Origin of the sequence: Neoasaia chiangmaiensis, assembly GCF_002005465.1 — a bacterium.
Lineage (GTDB): Bacteria > Pseudomonadota > Alphaproteobacteria > Acetobacterales > Acetobacteraceae > Neoasaia > Neoasaia chiangmaiensis.
The window spans coordinates 2,174,976-2,191,626 of the sequence record NZ_CP014691.1 but is presented as its reverse complement, the minus strand read 5'-3'; the positions used below and the strand labels follow the sequence as shown (position 1 = coordinate 2,191,626).

Sequence of the window (16,651 nt, the reverse complement as noted above, 5' to 3'; positions counted from 1 at the left end):
GCCGCTGCCGTCACATATCGGACGGTTCCGACACGAGCCGCGCCAGCGTGTCGGCCGCGCGACACGCCGACTGAGGCAACTTGTCCATCGGGATCGGGCGCGAAAACATGTAGCCCTGAATGGCGTCGCACCCGAAATGACGGAGGATACGGAACTGCGCCTCGTCCTCCACGCCTTCCGCCACGACTTGCAGGTTAAGCCGATGCGCCAGTTCGATGATCCCGATGACGATCTGCCGGTTACGTTCGTCGGTGCGCATTGTCGCGACGAAACTGCGATCGATCTTGATGTAGTTCAATGGAAGTTCGCGAAGATGCGTCAGGGAGGCGTGCCCCGTGCCGAAGTCGTCGAACGCGATGACGAACCCGCGTTCCGCCAGCGTGATGAGGTCGCGCCGAACTCTTTCGGCACGACCGGAGCTGAGAAACATCGTTTCCGTCACCTCCAGGATCACACTCGATGAATCCAGGCCATGCGCGTCAAGCAACTGCGCCAACTCATGGACCAGGCCATCGCCTTCGAAATCCGTCATGATGAGGTTGATGGCCACGCTCCCGGCGAAAACGCCCTCGGCGCGCCAGCGCGACAGATCGCGCATCACCGTTTCGCGCAAAAAACGTCCAAGACCCGTCGCCAGGCGAAAATCCTGGAACACCTCACTGAAAACCTGCGGCGTCAGGACACCCCGCTCCGGATGATGCCAGCGCAGGAGAGCTTCGCACGACTCAACACCGCCCTTGTGCAGGTTGATTACCGGCTGGTAGTAGATACGGAACTGCCCCAGTCGCAACGCATCTCGTGCCTCGGCCATCAACATCTGGCGATGCAGGGCGGCAATGCCCATCTCGGGCGCGAACATCACCGTCCGGTGGCCGCCGGCCTTCTTGGCGGCCAGCAATGCCAGATCCGCTTCCTTCATCAGCTTTTCGGCATCCGTCAGCACGGGCACGCCTGTCGCGTAGCCGATACTGGTGAATATCGCGATCTGCACGTCACCGATGTTCATGGGCTTTTCGATGTTGTGCCGCAGATCGTCCAGCCGTCCGGCGAGATCCGGCGCATCCTGCTTCGCGTGCAGGATCAGGGCGAATTCGTCACCCCCCAGACGGCTGATGACGGCATGATCGCCGCATTGCGCCGTAATGCGACACGTGATCTCCCGCAGGACGTCATCGCCGGCACCATGGCCGTATATATCGTTGATTTCCTTGAAATTATCCAGATCGAGCATCACCAGGACGATCATCGCCGAGTCGTCGATCCGGTGTCGCAGGGCGCTCGCAAGGTGCAAGTTGAAGCCGATGCGGTTCAGGACACCGACCAGCGGATCCTGACGCGCCAGACGTTTCATCTGATTGCGTGCCTCGATTTCCGCGGTGATATCGAAGCGATAGGCAACATAGGCTTCAATGCGGCCATCGGCCCCTATTTTGGGAATGATCGTCGTCGCGACCCAATACAGGTTACCGCTTTTCGACCTGTTACATATATTTCCCCGCCAGATATGACCGCTACTGATAGTACGATACATTCTCTGGAAAAACTTTTTACTGTGGTACCCTGAGTTGACGACCCGATGGGTTTTACCGATTAAATCTTCTTCGGAATATCCGCTGATGTCGCAAAATTTTTTATTGACTCCTTCAATAATTCCATCTGTATTCGTTATTGCAACAATAAGAACTTCATTAATCGAATTTCTTAGAAATCTTATACTTTTCTCATCTATTTTTTTCTCTCGAAATAGAACATCAATCATCTAAGGTTTTTTGCCTTCAATAATTTCGGTATCCATTCTTTTACGATAACACATCGGACTTCATGATTCAAACTACGTCATTTTAATTATCATTCCGTAAATAAGATTGCGGAAACTCAGCCTTTTTCATTCGAGGCAATTAATTGCGCCCCTCCGGAGCGAATCGAAAAGCAATCGGCCAAGGTGACGCAACGACGCGAATTTTGTATGTCAGGGCCCGGACAGGAAACTCGGAGAGAACCGCGCATGACGCTCATTGCCCGCCGCGGCGTATGTCTTGTGATTTCCGCACCTTCGGGCGCGGGGAAATCGACCATCGCCAATGCCCTGCGCGCGTCGGAGCCGCGACTGAGCCATTCCGTCTCGGTCACGACACGCCAGCCACGCCCCGGCGAGCGCGAGGGCGTGCATTATCATTTCCGCGACATCGAGACATTTCGGAACATGGCCGAAACCGGTGAGCTCATCGAATGGGCGGAAGTGTTCGGTCGGGGATACGGCACGCCGCGCGGCCCCGTGGAAGCCGCGCTGTCCGCCGGACGGGACATGGTGTTCGATATCGACTGGCAGGGCCATCGCCTGTTACGCAACGCCCTGCCCGATGACGTCGTGAGCCTGTTCGTCCTGCCCCCCTCCCTCCCGGAACTGGAGCGCCGCCTGCGGTCCCGCGCCTCCGACGATGCGGCGGAGATCGACCGCCGCATGGCGGCGGCGCGCGACGAGATGTCGCATTGGGCGGAGTTCGATCATGTCATCGTCAACGAGGAACTCGATCGCGCCGTCAGCGAGGCGCGCGCTGTGCTGACGGCCGCGCGCCTTCGCACGGTTCGCCAGCACGGCCTGGCGGACGTCGTCGCGAGCTTCGGGCCCGTGCCATCTGCCCAGCCATAAACATCATGGACTTCTCACGCGTCACTGTTCTGTGCCTGGGCGATCTGATGCTCGATCGCTTCATCTACGGCGCGATGGAACGCATCTCGCCCGAAGCGCCCGTGCCGGTATTGCGCCTGACGCGCACGCGGGAGATGGCGGGTGGCGTCGGCAATGTCGCCAACAACATCCGCAGCCTCGGCGGTCGGGCGATCCTGCTCGGCCTGACCGGCGACGACGCGCCGGGCCATGCATTGCGGCAACTACTGGCGGAAACCGCACGCATCGAGAACCGCGCAACCGTCAGCGCCACGCGGCCGACCACCTGCAAGACACGCTTCATCGCCGCCAACCAGCAGGTCATTCGCGCGGATGAGGAAAGTCTGACACCGCTGACCACGCCGGAACTGGCCGCGCTGCGCGAAGCGGCATTGCAAGCCCTGCCGGAGGCGCAGGCGGTGATCGTCTCCGATTACGGCAAGGGCGTGTGCCACCCCGATATCCTGTCGGTCGTCATCGACGCCGCGCGCCAACGCGGAACGCCCGTCTTCGTCGATCCGAAATCGCTGGATTTCACACGCTACCACGGCGCGACCTGCATCACGCCCAACGCCCGCGAACTCGGACAGGCCGCCGGTTTCCCCACCGAGACACTCGACGCGGTCGAGCAGGCCGCGCGTTTTCTCATGGCGCAGGCTGGCGCCGACGCCATCCTGGCGACACGCTCGGAACGCGGCATGGCCCTGGTGGAAGGCGCGGCGCCCATCCGTGCGGTGCCGAGCCGGGCACGCGAGGTGTTCGATGTCTCCGGCGCGGGCGATACGGTGATCGCCACCATGGCCCTGGCCCATGCCGCCGGCTCCTCACTGGAGCAGGCCATGCATATCGCCAATGCCGCCGCGGGCGTGGTGGTCGGCAAGCTCGGCACCGCGACGGCGGACATTCAGGAGGTCACCGCCGAACTCGAAGCCCAACTGGACACCACGGCCGATGGTGTGGCGCCGGTCGATTGCCCCCTTCTGGACCGCGAGGGCGCATCGGCACTGGCGGAGCGATGGCGGGCGCAGGGCCTGCGGATCGGCTTTGCCAATGGCTGCTTCGATCTGCTGCATCCGGGCCATATCGCCCTGCTCACGCAAGCCCGCGCTGCGTGTGACCGCCTGATCGTGGCGCTGAACACCGATGCCAGCGTCCAGCGCCTGAAAGGCCCGAGCCGGCCGGTCAACCCGTTGGCGGATCGTGCGGCCGTGATTGGCGCATTACGCCATGTGGACGCCGTGACGGCGTTCGACGAGGACACACCGCTTGCGTTGATCCAACGCCTGTTGCCCGATGTGCTGGTGAAGGGCGCGGATTACACGCGCGATCAGGTCGTGGGCGCCGATGTGGTCGAGGCGCATGGCGGCAGGGTCCTGCTGGCAACGCTCACGCCCGGGCGCTCGACGACCGCCATGTTAACCAGGGCCGGTCGCTAGACCGCATGCTGTCACGTCTCGTGTTCCTATTGGCGGTCATGCCTTTCGGTGCCGTGGCGGCAGGTTGTCCCGGCATCGGCCCTGCCGACCGGTTGCCGAGCGTCGCGCAGGACGGCCCGATCTTCTGCAACCACGCCTATGCCGTTCAGGTCTCGCCCGAGACGCGCGACCCGATCTGGTCCGCCGAACATCTGACACGCGCCAGCGTGCGCGCCGCGACCGCACTGCATGGGCGAGACGATTTCCACCCCGACGACCGCCTGCCGATGGCGGCGCGCGCCACACTGGCCGACTACAAGCGTTCCGGCTGGTCACGCGGTCACATGACGCCGAGCGGCGACATGCCGGACCCGAAGGCACGGGCCGAAACCTACGCCCTATCGAACATCGTGCCGCAATCCGCACGACTGAATTCCGGCGCATGGGATCATATCGAACACGCCGTGCGACAGCAGGCACTGCGCGACGGTGAAATCTATGTCGTGACCGGCCCTGCCTTCCGGGAAGATCGCGGCACGATCGGCATCGACGACGTGCGCGTGCCGTCCTCCGTCTGGAAGGCCGCCTACGACCCGGCGGCGAACGCCATCGGCGTCATCGTCTGCAAGAACACGACGCACCCGACCTGCGATCAGGTCGATCTTGCCGCCCTGTATCGCGTGACGGGCATCGACCCCTTCCCCGGCGCACCGTCATCGGCACGAACGCATCGCCTGTCGATTGCCGCATGGACGAAGGAAACGACGCGCTGATGCGACAAAGGCGAGTCGTGAGGAAATTTTATCATCGGGAGAATCTGGCGCGCCCTGCTGGATTCGAACCAGCGACCCACAGCTTAGAAGGAGCCAGGTTTTCCTAAGATTTCAGCGAGTCGTTGGCAATAAACTGCGCAAAACGACTCGCTGGATTGCTTGATCTAAGGGCGAGGTTTGCAGATAAAAATCCTTCCCCATAGCTTGAGTTCCTCCAGTAGCTGGTGGCCAAATGCCAAACAGATAAACAACAACCAGCTTGACACACGCTGCCATGTTCTCGTTATGTTCCCGCACTGAGGGAGGCAACAACGATGAGCATGGCATATCAGGGCGACAGGACGACGGGATTCGCGTCACCGGCGGCGGACGACATTGAAGGGACGATCGACCTGATGAGCGAGGCGCTGGATCTGCGCCGACCCAGCCGCTACCCGGTCCGCGTTGAGGGCGATGTCTTGCTCAACCGGTCGATCCGGCATGGCGATATCCTTGTGGTCGATGCAGCGATTGCCCCTCGTCCCGGCGTCGTGGTCGTTGCCAGTGTCGGCGACGAACTGCGCGTCTGCGAACTGACCCAGCGCAACGGCGAATGGTGGCTGCGCACCTCGACGCCGGGCAGTGCCGATATTGCCGTGGACGAGGCGACAGACGTCTCAATCTGGGCGGTTGTGTCCGGCCTTGTCCGCACCGATGTCTAATGCCTCTCTTCGCGCTCATCGACGGCAATAGCTTCTACTGCTCCTGTCAGCGCGCTTTCGAGCCGCGCCTGCGCCGCCTGCCGGTCGTCGTGCTCAGCAACAACGACGGTTGCGCCATTGCCCGCACGCGCGAGGCCAAGCTGATCGGCATCAAGATGGGCGACCCGTGGCATATGGCCCGCAAGCGCCCGGAGACGAAGCCCGTGGTCTGGTATTCGAGCAACTACGCGCTCTATGCCGATATGAGCCGTCGCATGTTTCAGGTCCTGAGCGGGCATGTGCCACGGGTCGAGCCTTACTCGATTGATGAGATGTTCCTCGACTACACCGGCATGGGTGCTGATCTGCATGGCCTGAGCCGCCGGATTCAACAGGCCGTATTGCATGAGGCGAAGATTCCCACCTGCGTCGGCTGGGGCCCGACGAAGACAATTGCCAAACTGGCGAATGGCCTCGCCAAGGATCATGCCGAACTGGACGGGCTCTGCGACCTCACCGACCCGGCGGTCCGCGCGGTCTGGTATGCCCGGACGGAGATCGGCGACGTCTGGGGTATCGGGCGCCAGACAGTAGAGAAACTGCGCCGGGAGGGCATCCAGACGATTGCCGATTTCATTGCGATGGATCCACGCAAGACGCGTGACATGCTGACGGTCGTGGGCGGTCGCATCCAGGCCGAACTGCGTGGGCAATCGTGCCTTCCACTGTCCGACGTCGCGTCAGCCCGCAAGAGTGTGGCCGCGACACGCACCTTCGGGCGCCTGGTGATGGAATGGTCGGACATGCGCGAGGCTGTGGCGCATTATGCATCGCGCGCGGCGGAGAAGCTTCGATCAGATGGGCTCTATGCCGGGCATATGTCGGTGTTTTTGCAGACCAACCCTCACAACGGCGATCCCTGGTATTCCAACCAACATTCATCCGCGATCGAACCAACCAATGATACGCGGGCGCTGGTGAAGCGTGCGACGCGCCTGCTCGCAAAGCTATGGCGACCGGGACACCGCTACTTCAAGGCGGGCGTAATCCTGACCGACCTGTCGCCGGCCGGCATGCAGGCCGTCATGTTTGCCAGCCAGAACCCGGAGATGTCCGAACGCGTGATGGCAGCGATGGACATAATCAACGCCCGCTACGGTCGCGGCATGGTAAGGACCGCCTCGACGGGCATTCAGCAGACGTGGGAAACGCGCCAGGCATTGCTGTCGGCGCGCTATACGACGAGGTTGAGTGAGATCGTGGGGGTTCGGAGTTGGTAGAATCTAGGTGAGTTGAAAATAGTAAGGCGTGCCGAACTGACAGCCAACATAGCGATACAAAGGAATCGGCATGCCAGTTTGATCTGCATGCAGTACATGGCAGAAGCTGCATGACTGATGCACGGCCCCTATCCATTCGTTTTTCGACGTACTAGATTCGCAGCATGAATTACATGCCATCCTCCCCGACACTCTCTTGGGAAAGTCGAATTGATCATTACGTCAAAGCGACGGGATTTCCTCGCAATCTGTTCATGGGAGAAGATGGCCGCGTCGTCGGAACTTGGATCATGGGCAACGACTATAGGGTAAAATCTACCTATTACGGTGGTTATCCGGCAACCTATCTGCGACGAATCAAGGCTCTGTTCCCTGACAAGAAGCGCGCCCTGCACGTTTTCAGCGGGAAAGTCGATCTGGTGACGTTCCCCGGCGATACAGTGGATATCAATCCCGCTGTCTCGCCCACTTACCTAGATGACGCGCAGACACTCCTGACTGTTCCGCTCGACCAATACGATATCGTGTTGGCTGACCCACCGTATTCAGTCGAGGATTGCGAGCACTACGGCACCAGTATGGTGAAAAGGAACTCTGTCATGCGAGCGCTGCAAGGTCTACGTTCAGGGACGCATGTCGTTTGGCTAGATCAAGTCTTGCCAATGTATCGCAAGGACGCGTTTGCCGTGGAGGCAACGATTGGCATGTGGAAAAGCACCAATCACCGCTTCCGGGGCATCACGATCTTCCGGCGTCTCTAATTATTTCTCTCTTTGGCCCCGCAGAAGATCGTCAATTGAGCGTTTGAAGATGCGACGGAGTTCGTTTTGGAAGCCGCCTGGGCCGTAGCTGCAATATCGGATAATTTTTCCGAGCTCGCAATCAGTGAGACGAATTTCTCCAGTTTCGGCATCGAGCCGATTCTTGTCAGCAAAAAATTTCTGCTGAAAGCCACCTATTCCGATTTGGGACCGCAGGTGCTCTCGCTCTTCTTCGTTTAGACGAAATAAAATGTGCTGCGACTCGGACAAGCTGTTTCTCCTTTATCATATAGAAGAAACAATTTCGCCAAATGACAATATGATTTCTTATTTATCTCCGCTCTGCGCCAACAAACGGCGCAATCTCTCCGTGCTTCGGGCAACTCGCCAGGCCATAGTCCTGAAGCAGCAGCTCGACGCGAGACGCAAGCGCCGCCCGATCGGCATCGATCCGCGCCCCCATCGCATGCCGCACTTCATCATTCTGCGACAGTAGCGTCCCGGCATACTCGACCTCCCGCGCCATCTCTGCATCCGGCAGCGAAGCCAGCGGCACGAACTGCACCGGCAGGCTCAATCCCTGCCCACGCGTTCGACTGGCATCGGCGCCGATGCCAAACACCGGCATGGTGGTCAGTGACGAGACGGAAAACGAGCCTGACTGGCTGAAACTCCCGGTCAGGCTCATCGTCACCGGCCCGGCGATCATCGCCACGACCGGATCGCTGGTCTCTTGCGAACATTGCAACGCCAGGACATTGGCATCAAAGCGCGCGACCTGCGCCAAATCCCAGTCGCCAGCGTGCGATGTGCTGACGACGTGCGCGGCCGTCAGATCGGATTGCACGCCCGCGATCGCGGCACTGATCGTGGTCGCGGGACTGGGCGCAAGAGCGCAGCCTGTAAACCCGAACAGCGCGAAAAGACCGGGAACGGCGCGTATCTGTAAACCGAAACGCCAGATCATGCCGCCCGCATCTCGGCGACCAGCGCATCCACGTCCTCGGCATTCGGCGACAGGGCATTGATTCCCAGCCAATTCTGCCGGCTGACAAGCCCGTAGGCCTCGTCGCAATAGGTGGTCAGCCAGTCCCAGGACATGCGCTTGCGCTCGCCCCACGTGTTGAAGTGCAGCCAGTCCGAATCGTAGCCGTGCAACCAGATGGCATGGCCGCCAACCACCGTCTGATCGCCGGCCGCGTTCAGCGCCCAATCGCCACCCGTCTGCATAATGTAGTTCGGGATCTGCACCCCGATATAAAGACCGCCCAATGCGGCGATCGCGCGCATGACAGACTGCCGGTCGCGAACGTCAACGACACCGAACGCTGTCAGGTAGTCACGGCCTGGCTGACCCGGCCGTGCGTAGCCCTCGCGAATCCAGCGGTTGAGCACGTCGAGCTCGATACCGCCCTGATCGGTCTGCGCCTGGCCCGGCACGTAACCGCTCGCCGCGCTATAATTGTCGATCACCTGGGCATCCGACAGCAGGACCGGCGCCTGCGCGGCACCCGTCCAGGTGCGAATCGCACTGGCGACGGATACCTGCGTGCAACAGCCGATCGTATCGTTGCACCACACCGGCCAGACATCGTTCGGTGCCCAGTTGACGGCAGTCGGTGGCACGATCAACCGCGCAGCGAGTGGCGCACCGAGACGGAAGGTGCGCGCGTCGTGCCGCGCTGGGCGTTTGCCGAGCTTGCGTACGCTCATCGATAGCGTCTCCAGAAAAGAAGGAAGCAGCACGCGACGAGAAGCAGAAAACCCGCCGCGCTGGTCTCGTCCATCAGACGCCCTGATAGATGCGCGCCCGCACCTGCGCCGCGTTATCCGGCAGTGCTTTCGCCTCGACAGACGCGACACCGGCCAGGGCTTCGACCAGCGGGATCATCTGCGAGACCGTGCTCATGTATCCGGCGGCCGTGGGGTCGTAGGCCTGAACGATCGGGGTTGCGATCGAGAGCAGCGTCTGCAGGTCGTCGCCGAGATGCTTCGCCCAGTCCTTGCCGGTGTCGAACGAAACCGAACCGTTGGAGTTGGCGGCAATTTGCGCGGTCACGCTCTTGATCTGCTCGACCAGTCCGACGAACTGCGTTTTCTGCGCGGCCGTGAGATGGCTCTCGATCCCGGGAATGTTCTCGATCGCCTGCACCGCATAGGCGATGGCCGTCGCATCGTTGTTCAGCTCGGCCGTGCTGAAGGTGGTCGTGCTGCCAGAGGTCGAGCAGGCCGAGACCGATACGGTCAGCGCGAGTGCAGCAAAGGCAGCGAGGAAGCGGCGTGCAAATTTCATGGGAATGCTCCAGATATGAAAAAACCGCCTCAAGGGCGGTCAGCGTGCGAACTTGCGCCAAATCGCAAGTCGCGGTTCAGGGCTTGGTCTGGTCTCGCGGGATGCCGAGGCTGTCTGCAATCTCGCTTCGTGCGGATCCGCGCTTGTCGACCGGCACCATCGCGGCACTGCGGCCGATCTGCCGGACATTGGCTGTCGCCTTCACATCGCGGCGCAGGAAGGTGACAACCCGGTAGAGAACGAGCCAAGCCCACCAGAACGCCAGGCGCAGAGCGCATCCGACTCGCGCGCCGAATCGCACCAGCTTTGAGGATCCGGTCACGGTCCAGGCTGGACGCTGCGCTGGTGGCGGGTTGAGATACGGGCCGATATGAGTCGCGATGGTCACGAGGGACGCATAAAGCGAGACGATCGCGGCCATCGTCTTCGCCGGTAGCCAGCCGACACCGACGGCATATTGTAGGATGTAGGTGACGAGCTGCGGCAGGCCCGCATCCGTCGCAATTTGCGTCGGGTCCATGTTTCTAGATTTCCTCTTATCGGGAATGCCAGCCCATCAGGCGGCGAAGCAGGATGCGGCGCCTGATCAGCGCCCAAAGGCGCGCCGTCAAGCGGCGATGGCAGCCTGGTAGTAAGGTAGGTCAGCGACCGGATCGGCCGCGCCGAGGGACGAGTTGTAGGCGACCTTGTGATACCGGCTCAGCCCTGCGGCATCTCCTGCGGCCGGCAGGGCCAGCGGCGAGCGGAAATATTTCACCCGGCACATGGCGATCGCATAATCCATCCGGAACGACATCAGCCCGGCATCCGGCGTCGAGCCGCCAAGGATCTCGTTCAGCGCCTTCTGGATGTCGGGCCGGTAGCGGATGAAGTTGCGCCAGCAGTCATCGTGCGTGTCGGGCTCCATGTTCCAGGGACCGAGCGCAGGACCGCCGTTCTGGTTCACATACTGGAACCACTGGCTTTCGTCGGCACCGGTGCCAGTCACGAGGTTGGTCGAGGACAGTGAGTTCAGGTAGGCCGGCAGGCGCCCCAGGGTCGGAATGACCCACTGGTGCTTCACCTGACCGACGATGATCGGGTAGTTCATGATGGCGTTCTCGCTTGGAAGGCGCGCAGTGCATCCTCGGCCTGGTCGGCGCGGCGGCGTGTCGCTTCGTGGGCCTTGCGTTCGCTGGTCAGGTCCCGCATGGCGGCGTCGCGCTGGTCGCGCAGCGCTCTCAGCAGGTCCATTTGCTGCGTGTGGTCGAATTCCTCGGCCTGATGCTGCTGGTTTCGATACTGTGCCCAGGCGACAGAAAGTCCCCGCAGGACGAAAGAGCAGACAAGGCAGCCCGCGATGACCGGCGCCAGCCACGGATGTTGCGCTACATAGGGCTGGAGCGAAGGCCACAGTTCGGAGAGAAACGACATGTCATCGGAGCCCTCCGAAGGCGCGACTGAGAGCGAACAGGTTCACGCCGCACCAGGCCACGACATAGAGAACGATCGGGTTGAAGCCGAAGGTGTAGATGACCTGGCTGACGGCGACCCATGCCGAGAAGAAGGCCGCCAGGGCCGCAGCACTGCCGCGCCACCAACGCCACCAGCGCGTCTCGAACGACAGCGCCGCGAGCTGATAGGCGCCCCCCAGGATCAACAGGCATTGCCACAGGCCGTTGGGCATGAGGATGAAGAAGCTGTGGGTCGAGGGTGTCGCATGCAACGCGTCATGCGTTCGGCGCAACGATACCAGCCCGAAGGTCAGGAGCGCGATCGCGGACCATGCTTCGGCCCACCAGTGCTCGCGTCGGATGATGAGACGCAGATATTCCTGAGCGCGCCGGATCATGCCGCGCACCCGATCAGGTCGCGCATGGCGATCCTCCAGATATGAAAAAGCCGCCCGGATGGGGCGGCTGGATGTCAGTTCGCGGCTACCGCGCCATCTCCGGTGCGCCACGTTCCGGCGCTATCCCGCCAGACCTTCCGTCCCGTTCCTTTGCCGGTCGCCTGTCCGCTGTTGAGGCAATCGTGGCACCACACCTCGTCGCCCTCGAAGTGCGTTGCGGCCTTGATCTGGGACAGTGTCTGGACGGCTCCGGATACCTCTGTTTCCGGCACGGCAATCGGCCCGGCGAAATTCCATTGTGTGCCGTTGGCGCTCACGGAAGCATCCGAGCCAAATTGCAGCTTGACGGCACCAAACCCAACCGTGCTTTCCCCGTCATTGTAGATGTAAACGTCGCCACCTTGCGCATCCGGCAGATGGATCGCCTTGCCGTTGCCGACGAACACATCCGTGCTGAAACGCGCGTTCTGTGCTGACATGCTCAACAGGGCCGTGGCTGCCGTGGGGTCCACGCCGGAGTTGACGGCATAGAATGAAAATCCCCCGGTGACACCGCTCGGGGCGATGTTGATGATTTCCGTGTTGGCTGAACCGGAGTGCAGTTGGTTCCACGTCTGGTAGGTGCCTTGGCCGGACACCGACGCCGCTGTCGTGGTAGAACCGCTTGTCGTGGCTGGATTATACGCGGCCGCGCTTACCGATAGCGCGTATGTCCTTGCGGTGCCGAGAATGTTGAGCAGACCGTTATCCGCCGGGAAGTGAACATCCACCTCATTGACAGGCGTCGCCCCGGTCGTATCCGAACCATTTGGCGGCTGTATCCAGCCGCCTTCGTTGCCGTACTTGTCGGCGAAGTTAAGCCAGCCGCCTTTTGTGAGGTTGAGTTGCTGGATGACGTTGGGGTTGCCATAGTTATCGAGCTGGATGCTGCACGTCGCGCCGCTTTGCCCGCTCGAGCAGATTGACAGCCCGTAGGGGTTGGCGGCCGGCGTGAACTCAAGGTGTCCCTGTATCTGGCTTGGCACGGTGCTGGCTGTGCCATCGACGCCCACGCCGAGGTTCGTCGTAATATTGGTATAGCTCGTCCCATCGTCTGCGGTGTTACGTTTGTTCCACGCCATCAGCCGGATCATGTGGTGGGACGCCCATGTCGCGCTCCCGGTGTTCGTGGACTGCGCCACCTGGAACAGGACAGAACTTGTATTGGCCGTCAGCGCCGGTCCCTGCGGCTGGCCGACATACAGGTTGTCGCCGCTAATCAGCGTCGTCCACCACTGCGGCTGCATTATGATATAGTTCTGCTGGCCGCCCGCCAGCTTGAGATGATAGCTGTCCGATGTCAGTTGGTTCGGGCCGCTCGCGTTCGTCGTCAGTGTCAGGCCGTGGACGCTGACCTCCCGGTCCCTGGCGGTGTTGTTGACGATCTCATCGACCTCGTTCCACTCCATCTGATGGATCAGGGACGTGGCGGCACTGCCGCCCTGACCGCCGCGGCTGCCGTCGTAAGTCATGTAGACGTTCTGGCCGAAGGTCTTGTTCGGCATGCCGAGATAGACGACCGCCGATGTCGTGGCCGGGTCCCAGACCGTATCGAGCGACGATGTGCTCGGCACCGCGCCACCCTGCTGCTGCTCCTGCGCCCAGCCATAAACGTTGATTGTCGTGCCGCCCTCCGAAACGCTTTGCACGTTTCCGGCATAATTCTGGAACGAAGGAAGCGCACCGTTCAGGCTGGCATCGCCGATCGCGGTCTGCGTGGCCCCGCCCGGCACCGAGTTGGTGACGATATACATGCCCGAATGGATCTGTGCGATCTGGGCCGCCGTCAGGGCGGTTTTCAGCACGACGGCTGTCGCGGTGTAGTGATCGACAGCCAGGATCATGCGCGCCATGGCGTTCGTCGGCACCTGCTCGAACTGCACGGCGTCATGCGTCGAGACGAAACCGCCGCGATAGTCCTGGCCGGAGATCGGCATGCCTGGATGAACGGTTGGGTCTTCTCCAAGGCAGAGCACGCAACCGGCGTCATAGGGACCGGACGGATTGCCGGTGATAATCAAGTGTCCCGGCTGCGCATAACCGGAACCATAAGGCGAACCCGGCAAGGTCTGGGCCGCGATCCCGCCGATGAACGACACGTCGTATCCGCCGCCGATCGCCGACAGATCGCCCGACGCCATCTGCGAATACGCCGAGCCGTTGACGTTGATCTGAGCCTGCGTCGAAAGAAGCGGATTCGTCACGTTCTGATTCGCATCCAGCTGGGCTGAATTATTTACCGTCTGAACCAACGCCTGGAGGGCTGGACCGGTTGCACCACCCAGCGGCGTGGCCAGATCAAGCCCACCCGGCGGCTTCATCGGCGCATAGCGCCCAAGAGACTGCGCGGCGCTGGTCGCCTGCGCCAGGATGCCCGGCGCGGCCATGGCAGGAGGCACAAAAAAGGCGGCCGAAGCCGCCATCAGAAACCGCAGGGTTTTGCCGATCATGTAGATGCTCCAGGCGATAGCCACAGTGCCCCACCGTTGCTCCAGAGCGCGTTCGCCACGCCCGGATCCGAGTCCGGCACATCGATAATGAGAAGCGGCAGGCCGCTGGACGATACGCCAAGGAACTCAACCGTCCCGAGCATGAGATTGCCGTCCGGCGACAAGGCCGCCGCGCCGCCCGCCTTGCCGATCTTGGCCGTCACCGCCAGTGTCGCGGCATTGGCAGCCCCTTCCGCGGCGTTGGCAGCGTTCGTGGCGGAGACCTGCGCCTGGCCAGCAGCCTGTGATACTGCGCCAGTCACGCTGGCAATCGCCGTATCGACATAAGCCTTGGTCGTCAGATGGGCTGGAGCAGTTGGCGCTATGCCACCGAGCGACCCTGTCAGGGACACCCCACCCGCGATCGGCACCGCACCCGCCCAGGCCTGCTCAGCCGTCAGAAACTGGAACTGACCGCCAAACACACCCAGAAAGCCATCGCCTGAGCTGGGTGGCGTCGATTGTTGTGGAAGAGCGGAAAATGCCGTGCCGCCCGGCACGGTGGCGGTCGCGCCGCCTGTGTTCGTCGTCGTGCTTCCGGACATGTCATCTCACGATATTGCAAAGGGGCGACCGGCGGCATCGGTCAGAAACGTGCCATCGGCCAGACGAAGCAGATTGGGCGCGATGCCATAGCCACCCGACAGGATTGGCGCGCTCGCGACCGCACCCGCACTGGTCGCCGCATTGATCTGCACTGAAACCTGCTCGGTATGGCGACGCCCCGCCGCCGTCTCGATCTGCACGGCGATCGTGACGTTCGTGCCCGGCTGGCCCCCGGCCAAAAAGACAGCGGCCATCCCATTCAGCGGTCCCGCCCACAGCGCCACCAGATCCCCCATGATCTGCGCAGCTGGTAGCACGACCTGCATACTGCTCAGCATATCGCCACTATCGGCAAGCCAGTCCGTGGGATCTAGCGCGAAATCCAGCAGATCGGTCGGCGCTTTCGGTATCCAAACAAGCGAAAGCGCCGCCTGACGCAATCCGACCAGCGGGCGCTGGCTTGGCGCGGCGAGCGGAAGAGTGCGCGACGGCGCCACCGTCCATCCGCTGAACGGCACCGCGCTCACGAGTATTCATCGACGATCAGAATGCCCCCGCCTCCGTTGCCGCCGGCATACGCGTTACCGTCCAAAGATGCCGCAGCGCCGCCGCCGGCCGCGTAGCCGGTGGCATTCGAGCCGACGCCGTTACGTGTATTGAAGCCGCCCGATGCAAAAGAGCTGGGCGCCCCGATGCCGGACAAAGCAACGCCAGCCGCATTGCCGCTATTGGCCATGACCAGTCCGTTCGGACCGTTAATGCCCCACTTCGCGCGCCGGGTGGTGCCGCTCCAGTTCGTGATCGTCGGCTGCCCGCCGATCGATTGCCCTGTCTGCCCCGACGTGCCCGGACCGACATTGCCGCCCTTGACGCCGCCGTTGCCGCCTCCGCAAGAGAAATACGGCCCCGATGTGGATGAACCGAACGATGTTGCACCGCCATTCGTCCCGTTGGCGGCGGACTGCCCAACGCCGCCCGTTCCGATGATGAAAGGAATCGCCGACGTATTGGCAAATGCCGATACCAGGATATCGGCCACGATCTCCGCACCGGCTGCACCCGCCGAGCCAGCGCAGGCACCATTGCTCTGACTGGCGTCCACGCCGCCGCCGGCACCACCACCAGCCGCCATGGACAGGCGGATCAGACGCGTCGTCGAAAGGAGAGACACGAAGCCGGTTCCGCCGTTGAAGATCTGCGTACGCAGGAGGCGCCCCTGAACGGCGCTGGCCGGTGCGAACATCTGCTGACACGCCGTCAGAACCTGATTGAGAGCGCCTTTCTGCGGCGCAATCCCGGCCGCATCGAGAAACGCCTTGAATTCCGCGAAGAGCTGATTGACGTGCCAGAATCGGACAAGCGATGGCCCCTGTCCGGAGGCAGGGTTGCCGCCCGTGAACCAGCCGGGCGTATTGCCGGTTGCCGCCGGCATCGCCGGCATGTCGGCAACACTGCTCGGTTCGTCATTGAGGAACATGAAGCGCTCTCCTTATGCCGCCGTCGCGCCGAACAGCGCATCACGTGCCACAGCCGGCGTCATGTCGCCCTCCGGCGCGGCGTTGATTTTGCGAACGATGGCGCGATAGAGCACCGCCGTGCTGAGCGTATGCAGATCCGCCTGCCCAAGATCCTCCGCGGAAAACATGAATTTGCGGCCGGCGCACCATGGGTCACCACGATCGCTGGCCTCCTTGTCCGTGTAGCCGGACATGGCGATCGACACGCGCGGCGTGGTGCCATGCTCGACCGTGACGGCGTGGATGCGCCAGTAGGTCGCTGTCGGGAAAGGCGGCGGGGCCGTGTCTGCCCGCTGGAGGCGCCGACGCGTCCCATTGGTCACCGAGACATCTTTGAGCAGTCCCATGAGAACGGGCTC

20 protein-coding genes are annotated in these 16,651 nt (G+C 62.1%); 6 read left to right on the top strand and 14 right to left on the bottom strand.

Annotated features, from left to right (window positions below; all coding sequences use genetic code 11):
* Nucleotides 1-10: 10 nt before the first annotated feature.
* Nucleotides 11-1,759 (bottom strand): putative bifunctional diguanylate cyclase/phosphodiesterase, encoded by a 1,749-nt coding sequence (locus A0U93_RS10620; RefSeq protein WP_077807320.1) that lies wholly within the window; start codon nucleotides 1,757-1,759, stop codon nucleotides 11-13.
* 246 nt (nucleotides 1,760-2,005) lie between these two features.
* On the opposite strand from A0U93_RS10620, the gene gmk reads away from it, so the two are divergent.
* The 6 genes from gmk to A0U93_RS10590 all read left to right on the top strand — a co-directional run bounded on the left by gmk (nucleotide 2,006) and on the right by A0U93_RS10590 (nucleotide 7,577).
* A complete protein-coding gene (gene gmk, locus A0U93_RS10615) occupies nucleotides 2,006-2,650 on the top strand; it encodes a guanylate kinase (RefSeq protein WP_077807319.1) in 645 nt (214 codons plus the stop codon).
* Nucleotides 2,651-2,655: 5 nt separating this feature from the next.
* Nucleotides 2,656-4,104, top strand: a complete 1,449-nt coding sequence (gene rfaE1 / locus A0U93_RS10610) for a D-glycero-beta-D-manno-heptose-7-phosphate kinase (RefSeq protein WP_077807318.1) — start codon at nucleotides 2,656-2,658, stop codon at nucleotides 4,102-4,104.
* Between the two features lie 5 nt (nucleotides 4,105-4,109).
* Complete coding sequence (locus tag A0U93_RS10605; protein WP_077807317.1) at nucleotides 4,110-4,856, top strand: DNA/RNA non-specific endonuclease; 747 nt, start codon at nucleotides 4,110-4,112, stop codon at nucleotides 4,854-4,856.
* 314 nt (nucleotides 4,857-5,170) lie between these two features.
* Nucleotides 5,171-5,557 carry a LexA family protein gene (locus A0U93_RS10600; RefSeq protein WP_245824821.1) on the top strand — a complete coding sequence of 129 codons (387 nt, stop codon included), beginning with the start codon at nucleotides 5,171-5,173 and terminating at the stop codon, nucleotides 5,555-5,557.
* On the top strand, nucleotides 5,557-6,816 hold the full coding sequence (locus A0U93_RS10595; RefSeq protein ID WP_077807316.1) for a Y-family DNA polymerase: 1,260 nt from the start codon (nucleotides 5,557-5,559) through the stop codon (nucleotides 6,814-6,816). Before A0U93_RS10600 ends, A0U93_RS10595 begins: the two co-directional genes overlap by 1 nt.
* A 164-nt stretch (nucleotides 6,817-6,980) precedes the next feature.
* The gene (locus A0U93_RS10590) at nucleotides 6,981-7,577 is read left to right on the top strand and encodes a hypothetical protein (protein ID WP_149026877.1); all 597 of its coding nucleotides are present in this window, start codon (nucleotides 6,981-6,983) and stop codon (nucleotides 7,575-7,577) included.
* Here A0U93_RS10590 and A0U93_RS16220 read toward each other — a convergent pair whose 3' ends face one another.
* From A0U93_RS16220 to A0U93_RS10530, 13 genes are all read right to left on the bottom strand, one after another.
* Nucleotides 7,578-7,847 (bottom strand): hypothetical protein, encoded by a 270-nt coding sequence (locus tag A0U93_RS16220; protein ID WP_147150829.1) that lies wholly within the window; start codon nucleotides 7,845-7,847, stop codon nucleotides 7,578-7,580.
* A 61-nt stretch (nucleotides 7,848-7,908) separates the two neighbouring features.
* On the bottom strand, nucleotides 7,909-8,544 hold the full coding sequence (locus A0U93_RS10585; protein ID WP_077807314.1) for a hypothetical protein: 636 nt from the start codon (nucleotides 8,542-8,544) through the stop codon (nucleotides 7,909-7,911).
* Nucleotides 8,541-9,290, bottom strand: coding sequence for a hypothetical protein (locus A0U93_RS10580; protein ID WP_077807313.1), 750 nt, complete (start codon nucleotides 9,288-9,290; stop codon nucleotides 8,541-8,543). Before A0U93_RS10580 ends, A0U93_RS10585 begins: the two co-directional genes overlap by 4 nt.
* A 73-nt stretch (nucleotides 9,291-9,363) precedes the next feature.
* Entirely contained in the window at nucleotides 9,364-9,870 is a 507-nt protein-coding gene (locus A0U93_RS10575) for a hypothetical protein (protein WP_077807312.1), read from the bottom strand.
* A 76-nt stretch (nucleotides 9,871-9,946) separates the two neighbouring features.
* A complete protein-coding gene (locus tag A0U93_RS10570) occupies nucleotides 9,947-10,390 on the bottom strand; it encodes a hypothetical protein (RefSeq protein WP_077807311.1) in 444 nt (147 codons plus the stop codon).
* Between the two features lie 87 nt (nucleotides 10,391-10,477).
* Complete coding sequence (locus tag A0U93_RS10565; protein WP_077807310.1) at nucleotides 10,478-10,960, bottom strand: hypothetical protein; 483 nt, start codon at nucleotides 10,958-10,960, stop codon at nucleotides 10,478-10,480.
* The gene (locus tag A0U93_RS10560; protein ID WP_077807309.1) at nucleotides 10,957-11,283 is read right to left on the bottom strand and encodes a hypothetical protein; all 327 of its coding nucleotides are present in this window, start codon (nucleotides 11,281-11,283) and stop codon (nucleotides 10,957-10,959) included. Before A0U93_RS10560 ends, A0U93_RS10565 begins: the two co-directional genes overlap by 4 nt.
* Before the next feature lies 1 nt (nucleotide 11,284).
* Nucleotides 11,285-11,701 carry a hypothetical protein gene (locus tag A0U93_RS10555; RefSeq protein ID WP_077807308.1) on the bottom strand — a complete coding sequence of 139 codons (417 nt, stop codon included), beginning with the start codon at nucleotides 11,699-11,701 and terminating at the stop codon, nucleotides 11,285-11,287.
* A gap of 74 nt (nucleotides 11,702-11,775) precedes the next feature.
* Complete coding sequence (locus tag A0U93_RS10550; protein ID WP_077807307.1) at nucleotides 11,776-14,190, bottom strand: hypothetical protein; 2,415 nt, start codon at nucleotides 14,188-14,190, stop codon at nucleotides 11,776-11,778.
* On the bottom strand, nucleotides 14,187-14,774 hold the full coding sequence (locus A0U93_RS10545) for a hypothetical protein (RefSeq protein WP_077807306.1): 588 nt from the start codon (nucleotides 14,772-14,774) through the stop codon (nucleotides 14,187-14,189). The genes A0U93_RS10550 and A0U93_RS10545 overlap by 4 nt, the downstream gene beginning before the upstream one ends.
* A 6-nt stretch (nucleotides 14,775-14,780) precedes the next feature.
* Entirely contained in the window at nucleotides 14,781-15,302 is a 522-nt protein-coding gene (locus A0U93_RS10540) for a phage fiber-tail adaptor protein (protein WP_077807305.1), read from the bottom strand.
* On the bottom strand, nucleotides 15,299-16,252 hold the full coding sequence (locus A0U93_RS10535) for a hypothetical protein (RefSeq protein ID WP_077807304.1): 954 nt from the start codon (nucleotides 16,250-16,252) through the stop codon (nucleotides 15,299-15,301). The genes A0U93_RS10540 and A0U93_RS10535 overlap by 4 nt, the downstream gene beginning before the upstream one ends.
* A gap of 12 nt (nucleotides 16,253-16,264) precedes the next feature.
* Nucleotides 16,265-16,639, bottom strand: a complete 375-nt coding sequence (locus tag A0U93_RS10530; RefSeq protein ID WP_077807303.1) for a hypothetical protein — start codon at nucleotides 16,637-16,639, stop codon at nucleotides 16,265-16,267.
* Between the last annotated feature and the right edge of the window lie 12 nt (nucleotides 16,640-16,651).

Excerpts from the sequence above, each read along its gene's own strand:
- A0U93_RS10620 (WP_077807320.1), bottom strand. The coding sequence starts at position 1,759 with ATGATTGATGTTCTATTTCGAGAGAAAAAAATAGATGAGAAAAGTATA.
- gmk (WP_077807319.1), top strand. The coding sequence starts at position 2,006 with ATGACGCTCATTGCCCGCCGCGGCGTATGTCTTGTGATTTCCGCACCT.
- A0U93_RS10565 (WP_077807310.1), bottom strand. The coding sequence starts at position 10,960 with ATGAACTACCCGATCATCGTCGGTCAGGTGAAGCACCAGTGGGTCATT.
- A0U93_RS10575 (WP_077807312.1), bottom strand. The coding sequence starts at position 9,870 with ATGAAATTTGCACGCCGCTTCCTCGCTGCCTTTGCTGCACTCGCGCTG.
- A0U93_RS10585 (WP_077807314.1), bottom strand. The coding sequence starts at position 8,544 with ATGATCTGGCGTTTCGGTTTACAGATACGCGCCGTTCCCGGTCTTTTC.
- A0U93_RS10570 (WP_077807311.1), bottom strand. The coding sequence starts at position 10,390 with ATGGACCCGACGCAAATTGCGACGGATGCGGGCCTGCCGCAGCTCGTC.
- A0U93_RS10555 (WP_077807308.1), bottom strand. The coding sequence starts at position 11,701 with ATGATCCGGCGCGCTCAGGAATATCTGCGTCTCATCATCCGACGCGAG.
- A0U93_RS10595 (WP_077807316.1), top strand. The coding sequence starts at position 5,557 with ATGCCTCTCTTCGCGCTCATCGACGGCAATAGCTTCTACTGCTCCTGT.
- rfaE1 (WP_077807318.1), top strand. The coding sequence starts at position 2,656 with ATGGACTTCTCACGCGTCACTGTTCTGTGCCTGGGCGATCTGATGCTC.
- A0U93_RS10535 (WP_077807304.1), bottom strand. The coding sequence starts at position 16,252 with ATGTTCCTCAATGACGAACCGAGCAGTGTTGCCGACATGCCGGCGATG.
- A0U93_RS10550 (WP_077807307.1), bottom strand. The coding sequence starts at position 14,190 with ATGATCGGCAAAACCCTGCGGTTTCTGATGGCGGCTTCGGCCGCCTTT.
- A0U93_RS10560 (WP_077807309.1), bottom strand. The coding sequence starts at position 11,283 with ATGTCGTTTCTCTCCGAACTGTGGCCTTCGCTCCAGCCCTATGTAGCG.
- A0U93_RS10530 (WP_077807303.1), bottom strand. The coding sequence starts at position 16,639 with ATGGGACTGCTCAAAGATGTCTCGGTGACCAATGGGACGCGTCGGCGC.
- A0U93_RS10590 (WP_149026877.1), top strand. The coding sequence starts at position 6,981 with ATGAATTACATGCCATCCTCCCCGACACTCTCTTGGGAAAGTCGAATT.
- A0U93_RS10580 (WP_077807313.1), bottom strand. The coding sequence starts at position 9,290 with ATGAGCGTACGCAAGCTCGGCAAACGCCCAGCGCGGCACGACGCGCGC.
- A0U93_RS10545 (WP_077807306.1), bottom strand. The coding sequence starts at position 14,774 with ATGTCCGGAAGCACGACGACGAACACAGGCGGCGCGACCGCCACCGTG.
- A0U93_RS10605 (WP_077807317.1), top strand. The coding sequence starts at position 4,110 with ATGCTGTCACGTCTCGTGTTCCTATTGGCGGTCATGCCTTTCGGTGCC.
- A0U93_RS10600 (WP_245824821.1), top strand. The coding sequence starts at position 5,171 with ATGAGCATGGCATATCAGGGCGACAGGACGACGGGATTCGCGTCACCG.